At 50.9% G+C, this 19,529-nt stretch carries 13 protein-coding genes; all 13 read left to right on the plus strand.

The features are described from left to right. Window positions 1-134: 134 nt before the first annotated feature. The 13 genes from FRZ59_RS08820 (at window position 135) to ppk1 (ending at window position 19,510) form a co-directional block, all read left to right on the plus strand. On the plus strand, window positions 135-3,344 hold the full coding sequence (locus FRZ59_RS08820) for a SusC/RagA family TonB-linked outer membrane protein (RefSeq protein ID WP_132129950.1): 3,210 nt from the start codon (window positions 135-137) through the stop codon (window positions 3,342-3,344). Between the two features lie 11 nt (window positions 3,345-3,355). Next, window positions 3,356-3,622: a hypothetical protein gene (locus tag FRZ59_RS19030; RefSeq protein WP_225975249.1), complete on the plus strand. Its 267-nt coding sequence runs from the start codon at window positions 3,356-3,358 to the stop codon at window positions 3,620-3,622. Then, window positions 3,586-5,226: a RagB/SusD family nutrient uptake outer membrane protein gene (locus tag FRZ59_RS08825; protein ID WP_225975250.1), complete on the plus strand. Its 1,641-nt coding sequence runs from the start codon at window positions 3,586-3,588 to the stop codon at window positions 5,224-5,226. The genes FRZ59_RS19030 and FRZ59_RS08825 overlap by 37 nt, the downstream gene beginning before the upstream one ends. 43 nt (window positions 5,227-5,269) lie before the next feature. Further along, window positions 5,270-6,457 carry a DUF5000 domain-containing lipoprotein gene (locus tag FRZ59_RS08830; RefSeq protein ID WP_158640576.1) on the plus strand — a complete coding sequence of 396 codons (1,188 nt, stop codon included), beginning with the start codon at window positions 5,270-5,272 and terminating at the stop codon, window positions 6,455-6,457. 68 nt (window positions 6,458-6,525) lie between these two features. Next, entirely contained in the window at window positions 6,526-7,764 is a 1,239-nt protein-coding gene (locus tag FRZ59_RS08835; RefSeq protein ID WP_132129947.1) for a DUF4998 domain-containing protein, read from the plus strand. 22 nt (window positions 7,765-7,786) lie between these two features. Then, complete coding sequence (locus FRZ59_RS18500) at window positions 7,787-7,945, plus strand: hypothetical protein (RefSeq protein ID WP_158640577.1); 159 nt, start codon at window positions 7,787-7,789, stop codon at window positions 7,943-7,945. A 219-nt stretch (window positions 7,946-8,164) separates the two neighbouring features. After that, window positions 8,165-9,082 (plus strand): glycerophosphodiester phosphodiesterase family protein, encoded by a 918-nt coding sequence (locus tag FRZ59_RS08840; protein WP_225975251.1) that lies wholly within the window; start codon window positions 8,165-8,167, stop codon window positions 9,080-9,082. Window positions 9,083-9,128: 46 nt separating this feature from the next. Next, complete coding sequence (locus FRZ59_RS08845; protein ID WP_132129946.1) at window positions 9,129-11,483, plus strand: GAF domain-containing protein; 2,355 nt, start codon at window positions 9,129-9,131, stop codon at window positions 11,481-11,483. Then, window positions 11,480-12,310 carry an SdiA-regulated domain-containing protein gene (locus tag FRZ59_RS08850; RefSeq protein ID WP_132129945.1) on the plus strand — a complete coding sequence of 277 codons (831 nt, stop codon included), beginning with the start codon at window positions 11,480-11,482 and terminating at the stop codon, window positions 12,308-12,310. Before FRZ59_RS08845 ends, FRZ59_RS08850 begins: the two co-directional genes overlap by 4 nt. A gap of 8 nt (window positions 12,311-12,318) precedes the next feature. After that, complete coding sequence (locus tag FRZ59_RS08855) at window positions 12,319-13,788, plus strand: metallophosphoesterase (protein WP_147698285.1); 1,470 nt, start codon at window positions 12,319-12,321, stop codon at window positions 13,786-13,788. Between the two features lie 1,685 nt (window positions 13,789-15,473). Next, window positions 15,474-16,118, plus strand: coding sequence for a BamA/TamA family outer membrane protein (locus FRZ59_RS19035; protein ID WP_432417397.1), 645 nt, complete (start codon window positions 15,474-15,476; stop codon window positions 16,116-16,118). A gap of 21 nt (window positions 16,119-16,139) precedes the next feature. Further along, the gene (locus FRZ59_RS08865; RefSeq protein WP_207910319.1) at window positions 16,140-17,462 is read left to right on the plus strand and encodes a Pycsar system effector family protein; all 1,323 of its coding nucleotides are present in this window, start codon (window positions 16,140-16,142) and stop codon (window positions 17,460-17,462) included. Beyond that, complete coding sequence (gene ppk1, locus FRZ59_RS08870) at window positions 17,462-19,510, plus strand: polyphosphate kinase 1 (protein WP_132129943.1); 2,049 nt, start codon at window positions 17,462-17,464, stop codon at window positions 19,508-19,510. Before FRZ59_RS08865 ends, ppk1 begins: the two co-directional genes overlap by 1 nt. The last annotated feature ends 19 nt before the right edge of the window (window positions 19,511-19,529 follow it).

Consider the following 19,529-nt stretch of genomic DNA (forward strand, 5'->3'; position numbering starts at 1 on the left):
TTTCTGTCCCTCCCTTCACAGGTATCTTTAATTTAGATTATTAACCGCTAATCTAAACGTAAAAAAGAACCAGAACCGCCGCATTATCATGTGCTGACATAGCCCTGATACTTTTAAAAAAAACTAAACAATATATGAGCAAACTGTTACTGAAAAGAGCAAGGTGCATCTTATTCCTGGTCTGCTGTATGCTGTGCCGGGTAGCAGCGCCCGCGCTGGCCGATGCAGGAGACCTTTCTGTTAAGATCCGGGCCCAGGACCGGCAGATCACCGGAAAGCTTACCGATACCAGCGGAGCTGCCCTTCCCGGAGTTTCGGTGTCGGTAAAGAACAGCCCCGGTATGGGGACAAGTACCGACCTTAACGGCAAATATGTACTGGACGTGCCTGATGCAGGCGCTGTCCTGGTGTTTTCCCTGATGGGCTTTGAGACGCTGGAGGTCCCCGTGGGCGACCGGACGGTGATCAACGCGGAGCTGCAGGTTTCCACTTCCACACTGGAAGATGTAGTGGTCGTCGCCTTCGGGGAGCAAAAGAAGCAGGACGTAATCGGAGCGGTCACCACGGTGAACCCCTCTGAACTGAAAGTTCCTTCCAGCAACCTTACCACCGCGCTGGCCGGCCGCATTGCCGGAGTGATCGCCTACCAGCGAAGCGGGGAACCCGGCCAGGATAATGCCGACTTCTTTATTCGCGGTGTTACTACCTTCGGTTACAAGACCGATCCGCTGATCCTCATCGACGGGATTGAGCTTACTGCCACCGACCTGGCCCGGCTGCAGCCCGATGATGTGGCAAGCTTTTCCATCATGAAAGACGCTACTGCAACGGCCCTCTACGGCGCCCGGGGAGCTAACGGCGTGATCCTGGTCACCACCAAGGAAGGATCCGAAGGCAAGGCGCGTGTATCTTTCCGTTTGGAAAATTCTATTTCCACGCCTACGCAAAATGTGGAGCTGGCGGATCCCATCACTTATATGAAATTGCACAACGAGGCCATGCTGCTGTACAATCCTCTGCTCAAGCTGCCTTACAGCCAGAAGCAGATCGATAATACGGCCGCGGGAACCAATCCTTACGCTTACCCGGCAACTAATTGGCGGGATGCGCTTTTTAAGGATTATACCATGAACCAGCGGGCAAATTTCAGTGTCGGCGGCGGCGGGAAAGTAGCGCGCTATTACCTGGCCGGTACCTTTAACCAGGATAACGGCGTGCTGGAAGTGGACGGCAGGAATAATTTCAATAATAATATAGATCTGAAAAGCTATCTGCTGCGGTCCAACGTGAATATCAACCTTACTAGTACCACAGAAGTTGGCGTAAAGTTATACGGTACCTTCGATGATTATACCGGTCCCATTAACGGCGGAGCGGATCTGTACCGCGGAGTGATGAGAACAAACCCGGTCCGTTTTCCCGCTTATTTTCCGGTGGATGAAAGCCACCAGTATGTGCGTCATATCATGTTCGGGAATTATGACCTGGGGGCCAGCTACCTGAATCCTTATGCGGAGATGGTAAAGGGATACAAGGAGTATTCCAGTTCATTGATGATGGCCCAGTTCGAACTGAAACAGGATTTGTCGGTAATTACACCCGGGCTTTCCCTGCAGGGGATGATCAATACCAACCGGCGTTCATATTATGATGTTTCCAGGTTTTACGAGCCCTTCTACTACCAGATGGGTACCTATGATAAAAGCAAGAACAGCTATACGATCACCCAGCTCAATGAGAACGAGGGAACGGATTACCTCGATTATGAGGAAGGAGATAAGCTGGTGACCTCTACCTCTTATGTACAGGCTTCAGCCAATTACACGCATACTTTCGCCGAGAAACATGGCGTGAGCGGCATGCTCGTGTTCATGATGAATAATATCGTCGATGCAAATTCCGGTAACCTTCAAACCTCCCTTCCGCATCGTAACCTGGGATTGTCGGGACGTTTTACCTATTCCTATGACAGCCGTTACTTCGGCGAGTTTAATTTTGGCTATAATGGTTCGGAGCGGTTTTACAAGGATAAGCGCTTCGGCTTTTTCCCGTCGGGAGGAGTAGCCTGGTACGTATCCAATGAAGATTTCTGGGAACCGGTGAAAGAGGTTGTTTCCAATTTGAAACTAAGGGCAACGTACGGCCTTGTCGGGAACGACGCCATCGGACGCGCGGAAGACCGTTTCTTTTACCTCTCCAATGTAGAGATGAATGATGACGGCAGGGGAGCGACATTTGGGACCAATTACGACTATATTCGTTCAGGAGTATCTATCTCCCGGTATGATAACAGGGATATTACCTGGGAAACCGCGCTTAAAACCAATATCGGAATTGAGATCGGGCTCTTTGAAAAGGTGAATATCGTGGCAGATATCTTCCATGAAGACCGGACCAATATTCTCATGGCACGCTCTTTTATTCCTACCACTATGGGATTGTCTTCGGATGTGTATGCCAACCTTGGGGAAGCCTCGTCCAGGGGAATTGATCTTTCCATCGATTACCAGCACTTTATAAATAATGATTTCTGGGTACAGGCACGTGGTAATTTTACCTATTCCACGAGCGAGTACGAGGTTTATGAGGAGCCTGTTTATCAAGAGGGCTACCTGTCGCATGAAGGATATTCCTTAAACCAGCAATGGGGTTATATTGCCGAACGCCTGTTCGTGGATGAACTGGAGATCCTTAATTCGCCAAGGCAGAATTTCGGGGAATACCATGCCGGGGACATTAAATACCGGGATGTGAACGGCGACGGGCAGATCACCACCCGCGACCAGGTACCCATTGGCTATCCCACGGTCCCGGAAATCGTTTATGGTTTTGGTTTTTCTACCGGCTACAAGAATTTCGATTTCTCCGCTTTCTTCCAGGGGCTGGCCAGGGAATCTTTCTGGATCGATGTGAACGCTACCGCGCCGTTTGTGTCTTACCGGTCGCCAGGTGAAGTTAGCGCAGGCCTGTACAGCGGTTACACCCTGGAAAACCAACTGCTCAGGGCTTATGCAAATGATTACTGGTCGGAAGACGACCGGGACATTTACGCCCTTTGGCCCCGCCTTTCTGCAACCAATGACCTGCTTAATAACAATGCCCAGAAAAATACCTGGTTTATGCGTAACGGCGCTTTTATTCGATTGAAAACGGTTGAACTGGGCTATACGCTTCCGCAAAGGATCACGGAAAGATGGAAGGTAGAGAAAACGCGCATCTACCTGAGCGGTATAAACCTGCTCACGTTCAGCGATTTCGACCTCTGGGACATTGAAATGGCCGGACAAGGCCTCGGTTATCCCCTGCAGAAGGTCTATAATATTGGCGTTCAGGTTTCCTTTTAATTTTTTCAAGCATGAAAATCAAGAAATATATCCTATACGTATTGCTGGGCGGTTTATCTTCCTGCAGTTACCTGGACATCGTTCCCGATAATATTGCGACGATTGACAACGCATTCGTATCGCGGAATATGGCTGAAAAGTTTTTGTTCACCTGTTATTCCTACCTCCCCGGCCATGATAACCTGGGGACAGATCCCGCTTTCCTGGGGGCGATGAATGCTGGTACTATTCGACATCGAATGTGCCTTTTAATATTGCAAGGGGGAACCAGAATGTAGTAGATCCCTATAATAATTACTGGGACGGAAGAAGCCAGGCCGAGCCTTTGTTCAGAGGGATCCGCGATTGCAATATCTTCCTGGAAAAGATCCACGAGGTGCCTGATATCGACGATTTCGAAAAGCATAAGTGGATGGCGGAAGTGAATTTCCTGAAGGCCTATTTTCATTTCTACCTTCTCCGGATGTACGGGCCTATTCCGATCATGGATGAGAACCTGCCGATTACCAGCGGTACGGATGCCGTGAAAGTGGAAAGGCAGCATGTGGATACCTGTTTTAACTATATCGTAAACCTGCTGGACAAGGCGGCGGCAGACCTTCCCGAAGAAATAGAGCTGGAAGCAATCGAGGCAGGTCGAATAACAAAGCCGATCGCCAAGGCCGTAAAGGCAAAAGTGTTAATATATGCCGCCAGCCCATTGTTTAACGGGAATAAGGATTATACTGGTTATGTAGGAAACAGCGGAGAGCAATTATTCGATCCGCAATATTCGGTGGAAAAATGGGAACGGGCGGCGGAAGCCTGCAAGGAAGCCATCGAACTCAGCCATGCTACCGGACACGAATTGTTCTACTGGCAGCCTAACCAACCGGATATTTCCGAACAGACAATTGCCAAAATGCATATCAGGAATAGTGTGACCGAAGAGTGGAACCGGGAGATTATCTGGTCCAATACCAATAGCATGACCAGTTTTACGCAATGGGCCTCCCAGGCCAGGCTGGTCCCGGAACCAACCGCCAATATTCAATCATTGCTGGCGCCCACCATGCGAATGGCAGAATTGTTCTATACGGAAAACGGCGTGCCTATTACAGAGGACAAGACCTGGGATTATGCGGGCAGATTTCAGTTACGGACCGCCACGCCGGAAGAGAAATATTTGATCAAAGAAGGTTACCAGACGGTTGCGCTCCATTTTCAGCGGGAAACGCGGTTTTATGCGAGTCTCGCATTTGACGGTGCAATATGGTACGGCCAGGGCAGGTTCAACGACGATGATCCTTTCTACGTACAGGCAAAAATGGGCCAGAACGCCGCCCGGAAAGCGGTTGCCTATTATTCCGTAACCGGCTACTGGCCCAAAAAGCTTGTCAATTTCAATAACCCGGTAAGCCTTGGAGTCTCTTATGCCGCCGAAGCTTATCCCTGGCCCGAGATCAGGCTTGCCGATCTTTACCTGTTGTATGCAGAAGCACTGAACGAGACGAATGGACCCGGCCCGGAACCCTTAAAGTGGATCAACCTTGTGCGGGAACGGGCGAGTTTGAAAACCGTGGAAGAATCCTGGTCGGCTTATTCGAAAACACCCGGTAAATATCAGAATCAGAATGGCCTCAGGGAAATAATTCACCAGGAGCGGATGATAGAGATGGCATTTGAAGGACAGCGTTTCTGGGACCTCAGGAGGTGGAAAAAAGCCGAACAGGTAATGAATTCGCCGATAAGAGGCTGGACAACGGAGGAGGAAGAGGCCACCGGTTACTACCAGGTTCAAACACTATTTAACCAAGCCTTTCAAAAGCGCGACTATTTCTGGCCTATACGCGAGCAATCATTGATCGAAAATGAAAAGCTCATTCAAAGCCCGGGATGGTAATAGGTGTTTAGTATCAAGTATCAAGACAAAAGTATCAAGTATCATGAATACTAATAAAGTTTTTTTAGGGTTTCTTGGCATGCTGATGATAGTTTCAGCCTGTAAAAAGGATCAGCATAAAATGACGCCCCTCGACAACGACGGTGCGGCGCCCGCTGCCATATCCAATGTTGAGGTGGAGAACCTGCCCGGTGCCGCCAGAATATCGTATACCTTGCCGGACGATGAGGATCTGCTCTATGTAGTGGCCGAATGCGAAACGGAGAACGGAATCAAGGAAGGAAAGGCTTCTCTTTTTGGCAATGGCTTGCTCCTGGACGGGTTTGGTGATACCAGGGAGCGGAAAGTAACCCTGTATGCCGTAGATCGCGGCGAAAATAAATCTGAACCGGTAACGGTAAACATACAACCCCTGACACCTCCCATGCAAATGATCCGTAACTCAGTAGAAGTGAACGAGGACTTTGGGGGAGTGAAGATAAATTTCAAGAATGAGCTGGAAGCGCCGGTGGTAATCAACATTCTTACCCCGGACTCTGTGGGGGAATGGTCGGAGGTGGAAACATGGTATACCAGCCAGGAAGAAGGAGCTTTTTCTATCAGGGGTTTTGAAGCAAAGAAGCGGAAGTTTGCCATTTATGTCCGCGATCAGTGGGAAAACCTTTCCGATACGCTGATCGTAGAAAAGGTTCCCTTGTTTGAAGAAGAACTGGATAAATCAAATTTCTCCCAATATAACCTGCATTCGGACGCGTCCGCGGGCTATGGCTGGGTCATGACCAGGATGTGGGATGGCAGCGTGGACGAACCCAACGGATTTCACACCGCTCCCGGTTCTACTTTCCCTCATCATTATACGTTTGATCTTGGCGGTGTTTACCAGTTGAGCCGTTACACGATGTGGCAAAGGGGGCTTATCAGCGGCACCGATTTCTTATACGCTCACGGAAATCCAAGGCAATGGGAAATCTGGGGCGCTACCGATCCCGCATCCGACGGAAGCTGGGACGGCTGGACCAAGCTGGCGGATTGCGAATCAATTAAACCTTCCGGCTCACCGATCGGGACTGTGACAAATGAAGACAGGGAGTATGCCATGAGAGGGCATGAATTCCTTATTCCCCTGGAGGCGCCGGCCGTGCGGTATATCCGGCTTAAGATCATCAATACCTGGGGCGGGGCCTCTTATTCTCATGTTATGGAACTTTCTTTCTGGGGTGCGGGGCAATGACGTTGCTTCGCAACGGTTCAAAGTTTAAAGTTCAAGGGTTAAAGTTCAAAGTTTAAAGTTTTTGATCTATGCAGTTACAAAAATATAAGAAATGCGGACTGTTGTACGCTTTCTTGGTTGGTTTGGCGGGCTGCTGCCTCCTTGCCTGCAGCAAAATGGACGATACTTATGACGAGTTCCTGGAAGGGGGTGAACGAATCTACACCGGCAGGGTTGATTCGGTAGCGGCTTATTCAGGGTACAAACGCGTGGCCCTCTCATGGCTGCTGATCTCCGACCCGAAGATTACCTATTGTAAGGTCTTATGGAACAACGGTACTGATTCCCTGCGCATACCGGTAATTCGGAGTACCGGTGTTGACACCATACACGTAGTCCTGGACAATCTTGAAGAGGGCGTGTACACATTTGATATTTATACCGGCGATGACAAAGGGCATTCCTCGCTTAAAGTAAGCGCTATTGGCCGGGCTTACGGCGACGAATACACCGGCAATATGCCGGATATGCCTTTCAGCCGCGCCAAATGGTCGGATGATAAAACGACCATCAAATGGGGTTTCAAAGAAGGAAACGACATTCTCACCGGGGTGGAACTGAACTACACGGATCGTTCAGGCGGGGAACAGCGCATGGTGGTATTCCCGGACAGCCTTGAAACTGTTATGGAAGATTATAAAAAAGGCACGGAGTTCCGCTACCGTACCATGTACCTCCCGGATTCCACCGCTATTGATACCCTGTATACGGATTATCTGACCGTTTCACCCCTAATAGAACATGAAATGGATAAATCCGCCTTTGCGGAATACGTCCTTCCCTCGGATGCCCCTTCGGCCTGGGGATGGCTGCTGCCAATGCTGTGGGACGGGAATATCAATGCGCCGAACGGATTCCATACGCCTTCGGATGTAGGTTTTCCTCATCATTATACCTTTGACCTGGGTAAGGAAACTGTGCTGAGCCGTTTCAAACTCTGGCAGCGCGGCGCTGCTGCAGGTGACGGTTACCTGTACTCCGGCGGGAACCCGAAGCAATTTGAGGTCTGGGGCTCCACCGCGCCCGCCGCCGACGGCAGCTGGGAGGGCTGGACAAAGCTCCTGGACGCTCAGTCCTTCAAACCTTCCGGCCTCCCGGTAGGGCAGCTGACGGATGAGGACAAGGCTTATGCCGCAGCCGGGGAAGAGTTTCACTTTCCGTCGAACACACCTCCCGTACGGTATATCCGTGTAAAAGTGATCAATAACTGGAGAGGCGATCCTTATTCCCACTCCAATGAGATCACGTTCTGGGAAGTGGAGAATTAATATGGTTCAGTTAACTTTATGCATGAAGCTGCTTAAACGAATTGCTTTATTACGCACAATCCCCCGCTATATTCTCCTGAATGACAAAGGAGAAATTGTCAACCGGGAATTTGAACGCCCCTCCTGGGATACCTTCGTTTATGAACTGAACGAGGCAATCGAGACAGACCAGGAAAACTAATTGAAATCGAGATGAAAAATATTGGCGAAAACGGATTATTATTGCAAATTTGGGCTTGTATAAAACGCAATTACTAAAGAAAATGAGAAAATCCCTGTTCCCGGTACTGATGTGCTTTACCTGTGCTTTTTTTATGAATTCCTTGTCTGCCGAGGCACAATCTTCCGATGACGGGAGCATTTTGTTGAGCGACTATGCCTACACCCGGAGGATAACCTGGTGGGAACCATTGTTATCCAGGGAGCGGAAGATGCTTCCGCGGAGGATTTCGTGCTTCGCGGAGACAATGCCGGTAAATTCAAAATAAAAAAGGGCAACCAGCTATTTATTCGCGGCAAATATGCCAAGTCCGCTGAAAAATGGGTTGACCTTGCCATTGGTACTGCGGACGGCCAGCTGAGTGCGGATTTCAGGATACTGAAAGATCAGTTTCATACCAATGGGGTAATTGCCCACAGGGGTGCCTGGAAAAACACAAAGGTTCCCCAGAATTCCATCGCCTCATTTGAAGAAGCGGTGAAGCTGGGATGTGAAGGGTCCGAATTCGACGTGCATCTAAGCGCGGATTCCGTGACCATTCTTTTTCATGACCGCGACAAGGAAGGGCTCGTCATTGAGAAGACCAGCTATAAGGACCTTTCTGAAGAGAGATTGAGCAACGGAGAGGTACTTCCCGAACTTGTTGACTTTCTCAAGGCGGCAATGAATCAGAATACGACAAAGATGGTACTGGAAATCAAGCCTTCGGCCGTTAGCAAGGAACGGGGGATCGCACTGACCGAAATGGTCGTGAGGCAGGTGCGGGAAGCAAAGGCACAGGCCTGGGTGGATTACATCAGTTTCGGATATGATATTTGCCAGCGGCTGCTGGAGCTGGACCCCTATGCTAATGTGGCTTACCTGAACGGGGACAAGGCCCCCTCTGAGGTAGCTGCCGATAAGTTATTCGGCCTTGATTATAACCAGAAGGTATTCCGGGAACACCCTGACTGGATCACGGAAGCAAAGGAACAAGGGCTTACGCTCAACGTCTGGACCGTGAATAAGGCGGAAGATATGGATTGGTTCCTTGAAAAAGAATTTGATTTTATCACCACCGACGAACCTGAGTTACTGCTTGAAAAAGTGAAGAAGTAGGGTTGTAAAACAAAACGGCCCTGCGAATTGTACATATAGGCATTCAATGGATGTGCTATCAACACCTTTTCCAGGGCAGGTCCTGCCTCAGCTGAATTGGGAATTATCATTCAGGCCTTACCTTGATTTTATAGAGGCGCAAATCAGCCGGAGCCGGAGTACTACCCATAAAACTTACCTGGAAGCAATTGCTGCAATTCTCCGGCAAAATCCTGTTTTGCTCGAACCGATTGAAGATTTCAGCATTCTTGAGAATTTTTCCGAACTGGCGGAATTGATAAAGCTGAACCATGTTCAGCGGGATATCCGGGGAGAAGAACCCATGTTTGCCATAGGCACTCCCTTTCCCATGCAATTATTTTCCTATTCGGAGAATTTCCGGGCCCTGATGCTGGATGAGCAAAATATGTGTAAGTCCTGCCTTTCCTGCGAGTTTGTGGACAGTGATCACCTGCGCAAACTTTACTGGATGGTACTGGAAAAATGCTACGGGCTGGACCTGGACCAGCGCCTGCTTCCGGATACTTTTTTACGGCTGAAGGACGAAGGCAGGATGAGGCGAAAGCATTACCGTTTTTCGGTGAACCATCATTTCGTTAACCTGAGGCACAGCAGCGGCTTGCCCCCTTTGCAGCAGGAATGGATTGACTTTGCATTGGGCCTTATCCGCCATGCCGGCGATCTTAAAATACCACTGCCGCTGGAGGATTTTATTGCCGAAGGTTTCATGGTATTTACGATCCGGGATGAGACGGAAGAAATGTCTCTGCAGGAACTGCAGCGAACGATTGCCGATATGCATACGGTTCCGGAAGAAACGACCTTTACCAATATAAAACAGGCTACCTTATCCCTGCTGGGAAAGGACGAAGTTGAACTGGGCATTTTACCCTTTATCAGGATCAATAAGCAATACAGGTACCATGCCGCGTATAACCGGTCCAGCGTGATCTTTGAATTGCTTAGCCGGGAACTTCCGGAAGAAAAGCTAAGCGATATCTTCCACAAACTTCTTAACAGGTACCTGGAGCGTAAGGAAGGCGGATGGCTTATTTACAATGACCTGGAAGAAAGCGCGGAAGAAAATGAAGTGGAACAGCTGATGAACCGCTACGGGTTTCAAAGCCTGGGTATATTCCCCGTCTGGCATCGTGAAAAATTGCTGGGCATTTTGGAAGTAGCCAGTAAAAAGCAGCAGGTGATCGATACAAAACTAACCCGGAAAATAGAGCAGGCCCTTCCCCTTTACCGGGAATTCTTAACCTACCAGACCGGCAGGCTGGCAGAACGTATGAATTCCTATATCATGCGCCGATACACGGCCATACAGCCCGCTGTGCAATGGAAGTTCAACGAGGCTGCCTGGAAGGCCTTTGCGGAAAATATCGTGGGAGCAAAAGACGGCCAGGCCGCTCCCGAGAATATCCGTTTTGAAAACCTTCATCCCTTTTATGGCGCGGTAGACGTCCGGAACTCTTCCGTGGAGCGTCTAAACGCGGTGCGGCAGGACCTGTGGTTGCAGCTGGAGTATCTTGAAGTATTGCTGGATATTGCGGAATCCACCGCAGACGTAAAGGAGATGCAGCAAAAAGTACAGCGGTGGCAGCAATTGATCAATCTCAATATCACCCTGGAAGAGGAGGTAGACCTGCGCGATTTCCTGGAAGAAAGCGTGAGCTTTGTCAGTACGTTAAAGCAGGGAGGGCTGCTCCCCCTGGACGAGGCCCGGGATTTCGAACAGAAAATGAAGGATGAAAGCAGCGAGTTTCATTCGGCAAGCTGGGGGTTTGAACAAAGCCTGAAGCAAGTGAATGAGTCCCTGAAGGCTTCTCTTGAACAGGCCGAAGCAACGCTGCAGGAAAGGATCCCTCATTATTTTGAAAAGTTCAAGACCGACGGCTGGGAATTCAATCTGTATGCCGGGGAAAGCATTTCTCCCTGGCGCTCCTTTTCAGAGGAAGACGCGGATGCCGTATGTCGCTGGCAGCTGGATACCATGATCGCGATGGCGAATGCTTCCCACGCAGTAAGGCCGAAGCTATTATATCCTCTGAATACCACCCAGCTGGTTTTTGTTCATAGTAACCTGGTTGATATTAGCTACCGTTCCGATGAGCGGCGGTTCGACGTGGAAGGCGCGTACAGCATCCGGTATGAAGTAATAAAAAAGCGGATTGATAAGGTGCGTTTGCTCGGCAGCGAAGAACGGCTCACCCAACCCGGAACCATTGCCATTGTGTATGTGCATAGCCGCAACGCCGTCTATTACAGGAAGCAGCTGCGCACGCTTATCTCGGAAGGGAAGCTCTTGCCCGGCATTGAAATGCTCGATCTTGAAGAATTGCAGGGAATCAGCGGATTGAAAGCCCTGCGCGTACGTATAAATTACCGGAAGTTATGAAAGCTTTATTTTTAACGCCCCTCGTGCTGGTGGCCTGCGCGGGGACTTCCTCGAAAATGCCCGCCTCCTTGCCGGAAGGCTATACATACGAAAACCTGCAGGAAATCGAACTTGAAAAGGAACTGGAAGAGATCTCCGGCATAACCTATGACGGCGGCGGATTCCTGGCCCATAACGATGAAGAAGGGATCATTTACCGGCTGGATAAGTCATACCGCATAAAAGCCTCCCTCCCCTTTGGCGAAGAAGGCGATTACGAGGAGCTGAAAAAGGTCAATGAGGCGCTGTACGTATTAAAGAGCAAGGGGCATATCTGGTCCATGGGCTACGACGGAACAAGGCTTAACATGATACAGGAACATAAATGGCCCGGCGAAAAAGCGGAATTTGAGGCGATGTTCTATGATAAGGAGAAGCGCTCCCTGGTGCTGATCTGCAAAAATGAAAAAGGAGACAAGGAAACGCGTATCACCCGCGGCTATGCTTTTTACCCCGAAGAAAGCCGTTTTGGGAAGGAAGCTGTATTCAATCTCGAATGGGACGAAGCCGCCCGCGTAGCCGGAACGGAAATTAAAGCGCTGCACCCTTCCGCGGCGGCCGTTCACCCGCTCACCGGTGCAATTTATATCCTTGCCTCGATAGAGAAATTATTGCTGGTGGCGGACCGGGAAGGCGGAGTAAAGGAAGTCCACCGGCTCGGCAAGGAACTATTTGCCCAGCCGGAGGGAATTACTTTTGACGAGGCCGGGAACCTGTATATTAGCAATGAAGCGGGTGATGCCGGAGCAGCCACGCTCCTGGCCTTTTCTTACCAGGCGGCTAATTGATCAATATCATGCCATTCTCCAGCAAGCTCCGTATCGTTTTCCTGGTATTGACAGCAATGTTCGTTGCTGCTTCTCTCTCCGCGCAGGAAAGGAACGCGGGGCCGCGTCAGCGGGTAATACTGATAGGGGATGCCGGGCGTTTGCTGAACGGAAGGGCGATCGTTCCGGAAGCTGCCGCCAGCATGATAAACCCGGGCGACAGCCGGGTGACCGTCGTTTTCCTGGGTGATAATGTATACGATAAAGGCTTACCCGGCGAAGAAGACAAAAACTATTCGGAAAGCGTGCATATCCTGCAGCGGCAATTAGCTCCCTTTGAGGGTTATAAGGCGGCTGTTTATATGATTCCCGGGAATCATGACTGGCAAAAGGGCGGCCCGCTTGGCTGGGACCGTATTAAAAGGCAGGCCGCCTGGGTGGATAGCCTCCCCGGAGACCGGGTAGTTTTTTTACCGCAGGGAGGCTGTCCCGGCCCGGAAGAAATAACGCTGGGTGATAGTGTTGTCCTGGTGATCGTGGATACGCAATGGTGGCTGCATCCTTTTGAAAAGCCGGGAGAGGACAGCGATTGCGACTGCAAGAACCGGGAAGAAGTGCTGGCGGCGCTGGAAGACATTGCCTGGCGCAACCGGCATAAGAAAATAGTTTTCGCAGCGCATCATGCTTTCCGCACTCATGGTATCCACGGCGGGTATTTCACCTTAAAACAGCATATTTTCCCCTTAACCGACCTCCATCCGGACTGGTATTTCCCACTGCCCCTGGTTGGCTCCATTTACCCGCTTAGCAGGGGTGTGTTCGGCGATATCCAGGACCTGCAGCATCCCGAGTACCGGTATATGGTGAAGTCTATGGAAGAAGCAATGGAAGCGGCAGAGGATGTCACCTGGGTAGGCGGGCATGATCATGCCCTGCAGCTTCTGCGGGACAAGGAGCGATATTATATCGTCAGCGGCTCGGGTATCAATATGGAACGGGTAAGAACCGCTTCCAATACCTTGTTTGCTTCCGGGAAGAGAGGATTTGCAGAGATCCTGTTTTTGGAGAACGGGAATAAGGAAATCCGTTTCTTTGAAGTAGATACGGCCGGGAATGCCCGTCTGGCTTTCAAAAAGGAACTGCCGGCAGGAGCCCGCCCGGCGGAAGCTGAGCTTGCAGGGGGGACCAGCTTGCGGCGGAAGCTGCGCCAGCGGCCGGCGATGGGGCAGGAGTCCCCGGGACGAAAGACCAGCTTGCAACGAAAGATGTGCCAGCGGCGGACGGTGTGGCCGGAGCCCGCCCGGCGGAAGAGCCTGTGCCAGTCCGGTCAAAAAAGGCATCCCGGGACAGTATTACCGTGGCCATTGCTCCTGAGTACGATGAAGCGGGGGAAATGCACCGGTTTTTTTTCGGTCAGAATTATCGCCGGCTCTGGGCCACTCCCGTTAAAATGCGGGTTTTCCGGCTTGAAGAAGAAATGGGAGGGCTGGAAATTGTAAAAAAGGGAGGCGGGCAGCAGACACTTTCCCTGCGGCTGGCGGATAGTTCGGGAAAGGAATGGAACCTCCGGACCGTCCAGAAGAACCCTGAAAAGGCGCTTCCGCCCAGGTTAAGGGCCACCGTTGCGGAAAAGATTGTCCAGGACCAGATATCGGCCGCCCATCCCTTTGGTGCGCTGGCGGTGCCAACCGTTGCCGGGGCCCTGGATATTCCTCATGCCAGGCCGGAACTGGTGTACCTGCCCGATGATCCTGCGCTGGGAATGTACCAGGAAGATTTTGCGAATGCGGTATATACCTTTGAAGAGCGGGAGCCTATACCGGATGATACTAAAAGCACGACTTCTGTCCTGGAAAAGCTGCAAGAGGACAACGATCACGTCATAGATGAAAAAGCCGTATTGAAGGCCCGCCTGCTGGACCTGCTGATCGGCGACTGGGACCGGCACGAAGATCAATGGCGATGGGGAAAGGTTGACAAGGAACACGGTAATATTTATTACCCGATCCCCCGCGACCGGGACCAGGTTTTTTTTACCAATAGCGGCCTGTTCCCGGGAATTGCCGCGCGAAAGTGGGCCATGCCCAAGTTCCAGGGGTTTAAGCCGTCTATACGCGATGTGAACGGCTTTATGTTCAATGCGCGTTATTTTGACCGCCTGTTCCTGCATGAACTGGAAGAAGAGACCTGGCAGGAAACTGCTTCCCTGGTACAGGAAACGCTTACCGACCGGCTGCTGGATTCGGCATTACACCAGATGCCCGACACTATCTACCGGCTTTCGGGCCGAAAGATTCTCCATACCCTGAAAGCAAGAAGGGATCACCTGAAGCAGGACGCCCTGGATTATTATCACTTCCTGGCCAGGGCCGTAGATATTCCCGGTTCGGACCAGCCTGATCTTTTCCAGGTTTCCCTCGAGAAAGATGGCCGCGTAAAAGTAAGGGGAAGCAAAGTGGAAAAACGGGAACGGGTATTTTATGAACGCAGCTTTTACCCGGCCGTCACGAAGGAGGTCAGGATCTACGGCCGGGATGATGAAGATGTGTTTGAGGTGAGCGGCGCCGGTCATTCCCCGATAAAAATACGGATGATCGGCGGCTCCGGGACCGATATTTTCCGGGTGGGAGAAGAGGTGAAAGGGAAAGGCCGCCTGTTTATTTATGACCGTTCCGACCTTGAAAATACTTTTCCTCCCCGCGGTAAAGCAGTCCTGAGGACGTCTGAAGAGGCCGCGGTAAATGAATACGATCCGCAGAGCTTTCAGTACGACCGGCTGATGCCCTTATTGACCGCAGGCTACAACCTGGACGATGGGGTTTTCCTGGGCGCTGGTTTTCAATATATTCACCATGCGTTTCGCAAGGAACCCTACGCTTCCAGGAATAAATTAATGGTTGGCCACGCATTGGCTACCAGCGCCTGGTTTTTGGATTACGAAGGGGAGTTCATGCAGCTGCTGGGGAACATGGACCTGCTCGCGGACCTGGAGGCGAAAGCCCCCCATAACACGACTAATTTCTTTGGCGCGGGCAACGAGACGGTTTTCCGGGAAGAACTGAGCGATCCAGCTATCCAGTATTACCGCACCCGATATAACCTGGTGGAAGGGGAAGTAAAGATCCGCTTGCCCCTGGGAAACAGCTTACGGGTTTTTGGCGGACCGGCGGGACAATATTTTAACATGCGGAGCGAGGAGAACGATGAGCGCTTTATCCGGGATTATGCCGGGCTGCACCCGCAGGACGAATTATTTACCCACAGGACCTTCGCCGGCCTGGTTGCCGGTTTTGAAATAGATACCAGGAACCATGAGCTGACACCGACCAGGGGCTTTTCCTGGAATACGACTTTTAAAGGAATGCAGCAGGTGCAGGGTGAAAAAGACCGGTATGGGCAATTGCAAACGGAGCTGCGCCTGTTTACGAGTTTTAACCTGAACCCGCGGCTGGTGATCGCCAATCGCATCGGCGCGGGATATACCTTTGGGGAACCCGGGTTTTACCAGCTTTTATACCTTGGCGGAAAGCAGAATCTCCGGGGTTACCGGAATTTTCGCTTTGCGGGAGAAAGCATGTTCTATCACAATATCGAGCTTCGTTTGAAACTATTTGATTTTACTTCGTATCTTTTTCCCGGCTCGGTGGGCCTGACCGGCTTTCACGATATCGGGCGCGTCTGGCGGCCCGGCGAAGATTCGGATAAATGGCATCAAGGTTATGGCGGCGGGATTTACCTGGTGCCTGCGGAGATGCTGGTGCTGAGCGGATCGGTCGGATTTTCGGAAGAAGAAATACTTCCGTCTGTTTCCCTGGGTTTTCAGTTCTGAAGAATTAATTAAACAAACGATATGCCTGCCACAGGATTAATGGAAAAGACGGCTGCGTATGTACGGGACCTGTACAAGGAACACGCAAATGAAAACCTGATCTATCACACCCTGGAACACACCGAGGGTGTAGTTAAAGCGGCTGAGCAGATAGCGGACCATTACCAGTTGGATGAAACGGATTACCTGGCAGTATACATCGCCGCCTGGTTCCACGACACCGGCTATCTTTCAGGGCCGCCTGAAGGACACGAACTGAAGGGGGCGGCAATGGCCGAAGAATTCCTGCTGAGCGAACAAGCCGATTCCGAGCTGGTCGAAAAAGTGAAGGAATGTATTCTTGCTACCCGTTTAAGCGCAAAACCGGAATCTTTGACCGAAAGGATCATGGCGGACGCGGACCTCTATCATTTTGGTACGGAAAGTTTCCGGAACAGCAACCGGAATATGCGGAAGGAAGTGGAATTGCGCTCCGGCAAGCGTATTCCGGGCGGACAATGGAGAAAAAGCGCGATGATCATGCTCAGGCAGCATGAATTCAAAACCGATTATTGCCGCGCCCTTCTCCAAAAAGGCAAACAGGAAAATATAGAGCGGCTGGAAGCCCGCGAGGAAGAACAACAACTGAAGAAGCAAATAAAACGCGCGGCCGCGGAAGAAGCTGCCTCCGCGGAAGCGGCAGGTTCCCCGGCTTTGGCAATATCCGCTGCTTCCGGTGGACCGGCAACGAACTCCGGCGAGCCGGCCTCTTCAACGACTCCCGGAATATCCTCAGCAGCAGCAGCGGGTAAAGGTAAGGGTAAAGGAAAAAAGGACGAAAAACGGCCGGCCAGGGGCGTCGAAACCATGTTCCGCACCACTTCTGTGAATCACCTCCACCTGAGTGAAATGGCGGATAACAAGGCCCATATTCTGCTGACCATTAATTCCATTATTGTTTCCATCCTGGTTACTTTGCTTTTCAGGAAGATGGACGATGACTCCAAATTACTGATCCCCGGCCTGATGTTCCTTATTACTTCCCTGACCACCATCGTGTTCGCTATCCTGGTTACCCGGCCGAATGTTACCAGCGGGGTATTTACCAAGGAGGATATCCGGAATAAAACGGCTAACCTGCTTTTTTTCGGGAATTTTCATAAGATGGACCTGGAAGATTATCAATGGGGAGTCCGGCAGATGATGGATGACGCTGACTTTCTCTACGGGAGTATGACCCGGGATATCTATAATCTGGGAGTAGTGCTGGGAAGAAAATATAAGCTTTTGCGCTATGCCTACGGGTTTTTCATGGTAGGGTTTATTGCTTCCGCGCTCTCCTTCGTATTTGTTGTATTAGATTGATGGCTTCTTTTCAATATTTCAACCGCGATATAAGCTGGCTGGGTTTTAATGAACGGGTCTTGCTGGAGGCCAAAAACCCGGAAGTGCCTTTGTACGAGCGGTTCCGTTTTCTTTCCATCTTTTCTTCTAATCTCGATGAGTTTTTCAGGGTGCGGTATCCCGGCCTGCTGGCCCTGCATCTTTTGCCCGGAACGCCTGATGAACAGGCTGCCGCCGCCGGCTTGTTAAAAACAATCCAGGAAAAGGTGGACTCCCTTCAGCAGGCCTTCGGTGAGATCCTGACGGGGGAACTGCTGCCCGGCCTGCGCGAGCGGGGATTGCAGCTTTATTACGGGCAGGCGCTTCAAAGCGAACACGAGAAGTACGTTACCGACCTGTTCTATTCCAAAGTGCTGTCTTTTCTCCGTCCCGTTATCCTGGAAGAACAAGGCCAGGAAATAGCCTTACAGAACAACGCGCTTTATTTTATTGTACAGCTGACCTCGCCGGAGGGAAAGAACCGCTACGGCCTGCTCAATATTCCTGCCGGTAACCTGCCCCGGTTTGTTTCACTGCCCGGAAACGCAGGGCTGCGGCATATCCTGTTCCTGGACGATGTGATCCGCTTCAATATAGACAAGGCATTCCCGGGATATACGGTGCAGGGATGTTACTGTGTTAAAATGACGCGGAACGCCGATATCAACCTGGCCGATGAGTGGGGAGAGCTGGAGGAACAGATCCGGCAGCTGATCCTTGCCAGGGAAGGAGGAACGCCCACCCGGTTTCTCTATGAAGGTGAAATGCCTGAAGCGGCCCGGCTGTTTGTTATGCAGTACTTTCGCCTGAATGAGCAGGAACTCATTGAAGGCAGCCGTTACCATAACCTGAAAGACTTTGCTGAATTGCCTGATCCGGGCGGAAAGCTTCCCTGCTACCCGTCCCGGCCGCCACTGGAACATCCCGAACTCCGTAACCTGGTGTCCATTGGCGATGCGGTGAAGAATTCCGATATACTGCTGCACCTGCCTTACCAGTCATATAACTATATTCTTCGATTCTTTAACGAAGCGGCTATTGACCCCCGCGTCCGCGAAATATCGGTAACACTTTACCGGGTAGCTACCGATTCACATATTGCCAATGCCCTTATCAGCGCTGCCAGGAACGGGAAGTCGGTGACGGTTTTTGTTGAACTGAAAGCCCGCTTTGACGAGATAAATAACCTGAACTGGGCCAATAAGATGAAGGAGGCAGGGGTTCGCATTGTTTACAGCATTCCCGAGATGAAAGTGCATGCGAAAATTGCCCTGGTAAAAAGAAAATCGGGATGGAAAGCGGAATACCTGGGGCTACTTTCGACAGGGAATTTTAATGAGAATACCGCCCGGTTTTATACCGATCACCTGCTGATCACGGCCGATAAAAGGATCACCCGGGAAATGGACCTTTTGTTTTCCTACCTGCTTTCCCGTGAGCAGCCCGAGGAGTACGGCTTTATGAAATTCGATCATCTGCTGGTATCCCGTTTCAATTTGACGCAAAGCCTGGAGCAGCTGATAAAAAGGGAAATTGCACATAAAAAAGCCGGAAAAGACGCCCGCATCACCATAAAAATAAATAACCTTCAGGAAAGCCATCTTATCGACTGCCTGTATGAGGCGAGTAATGCAGGCGTGGAGGTAAGGCTAATGGTAAGGGGAATCTGCTGCCTGATCCCCGGCGTCGGAGGAATGAGCGATCATATTACCGTATATCGCATTGTAGATCGCTACCTGGAGCATGGACGGGTATTCGTTTTTCATAATAACGGTGAGCCGGACTTGTTTATGGGCTCCGCCGACCTGATGGACCGCAACCTGCACCGCAGGATAGAAGTATTATTCCCCTTATATGATAAAAAGCTGAAGGCGGAAATGCTGCAGCTTATGGAGTTACAGTTCCGGGATAATATCCAGGCGGTTAGCCTTGACAGAGACGGGAAAATGCAGCCGACGCTAAAGGGGGAGAAGGAAGGACCGGTTCAGTCACAGCTGGAAATTTACGAGCGCCTCGGCGCCCGGCTGTGAAACCGTTTGATGTGAAGTC

The sequence above is a fragment of the Anseongella ginsenosidimutans genome (genome assembly GCF_008033235.1).
Lineage (GTDB): Bacteria > Bacteroidota > Bacteroidia > Sphingobacteriales > Sphingobacteriaceae > Anseongella > Anseongella ginsenosidimutans.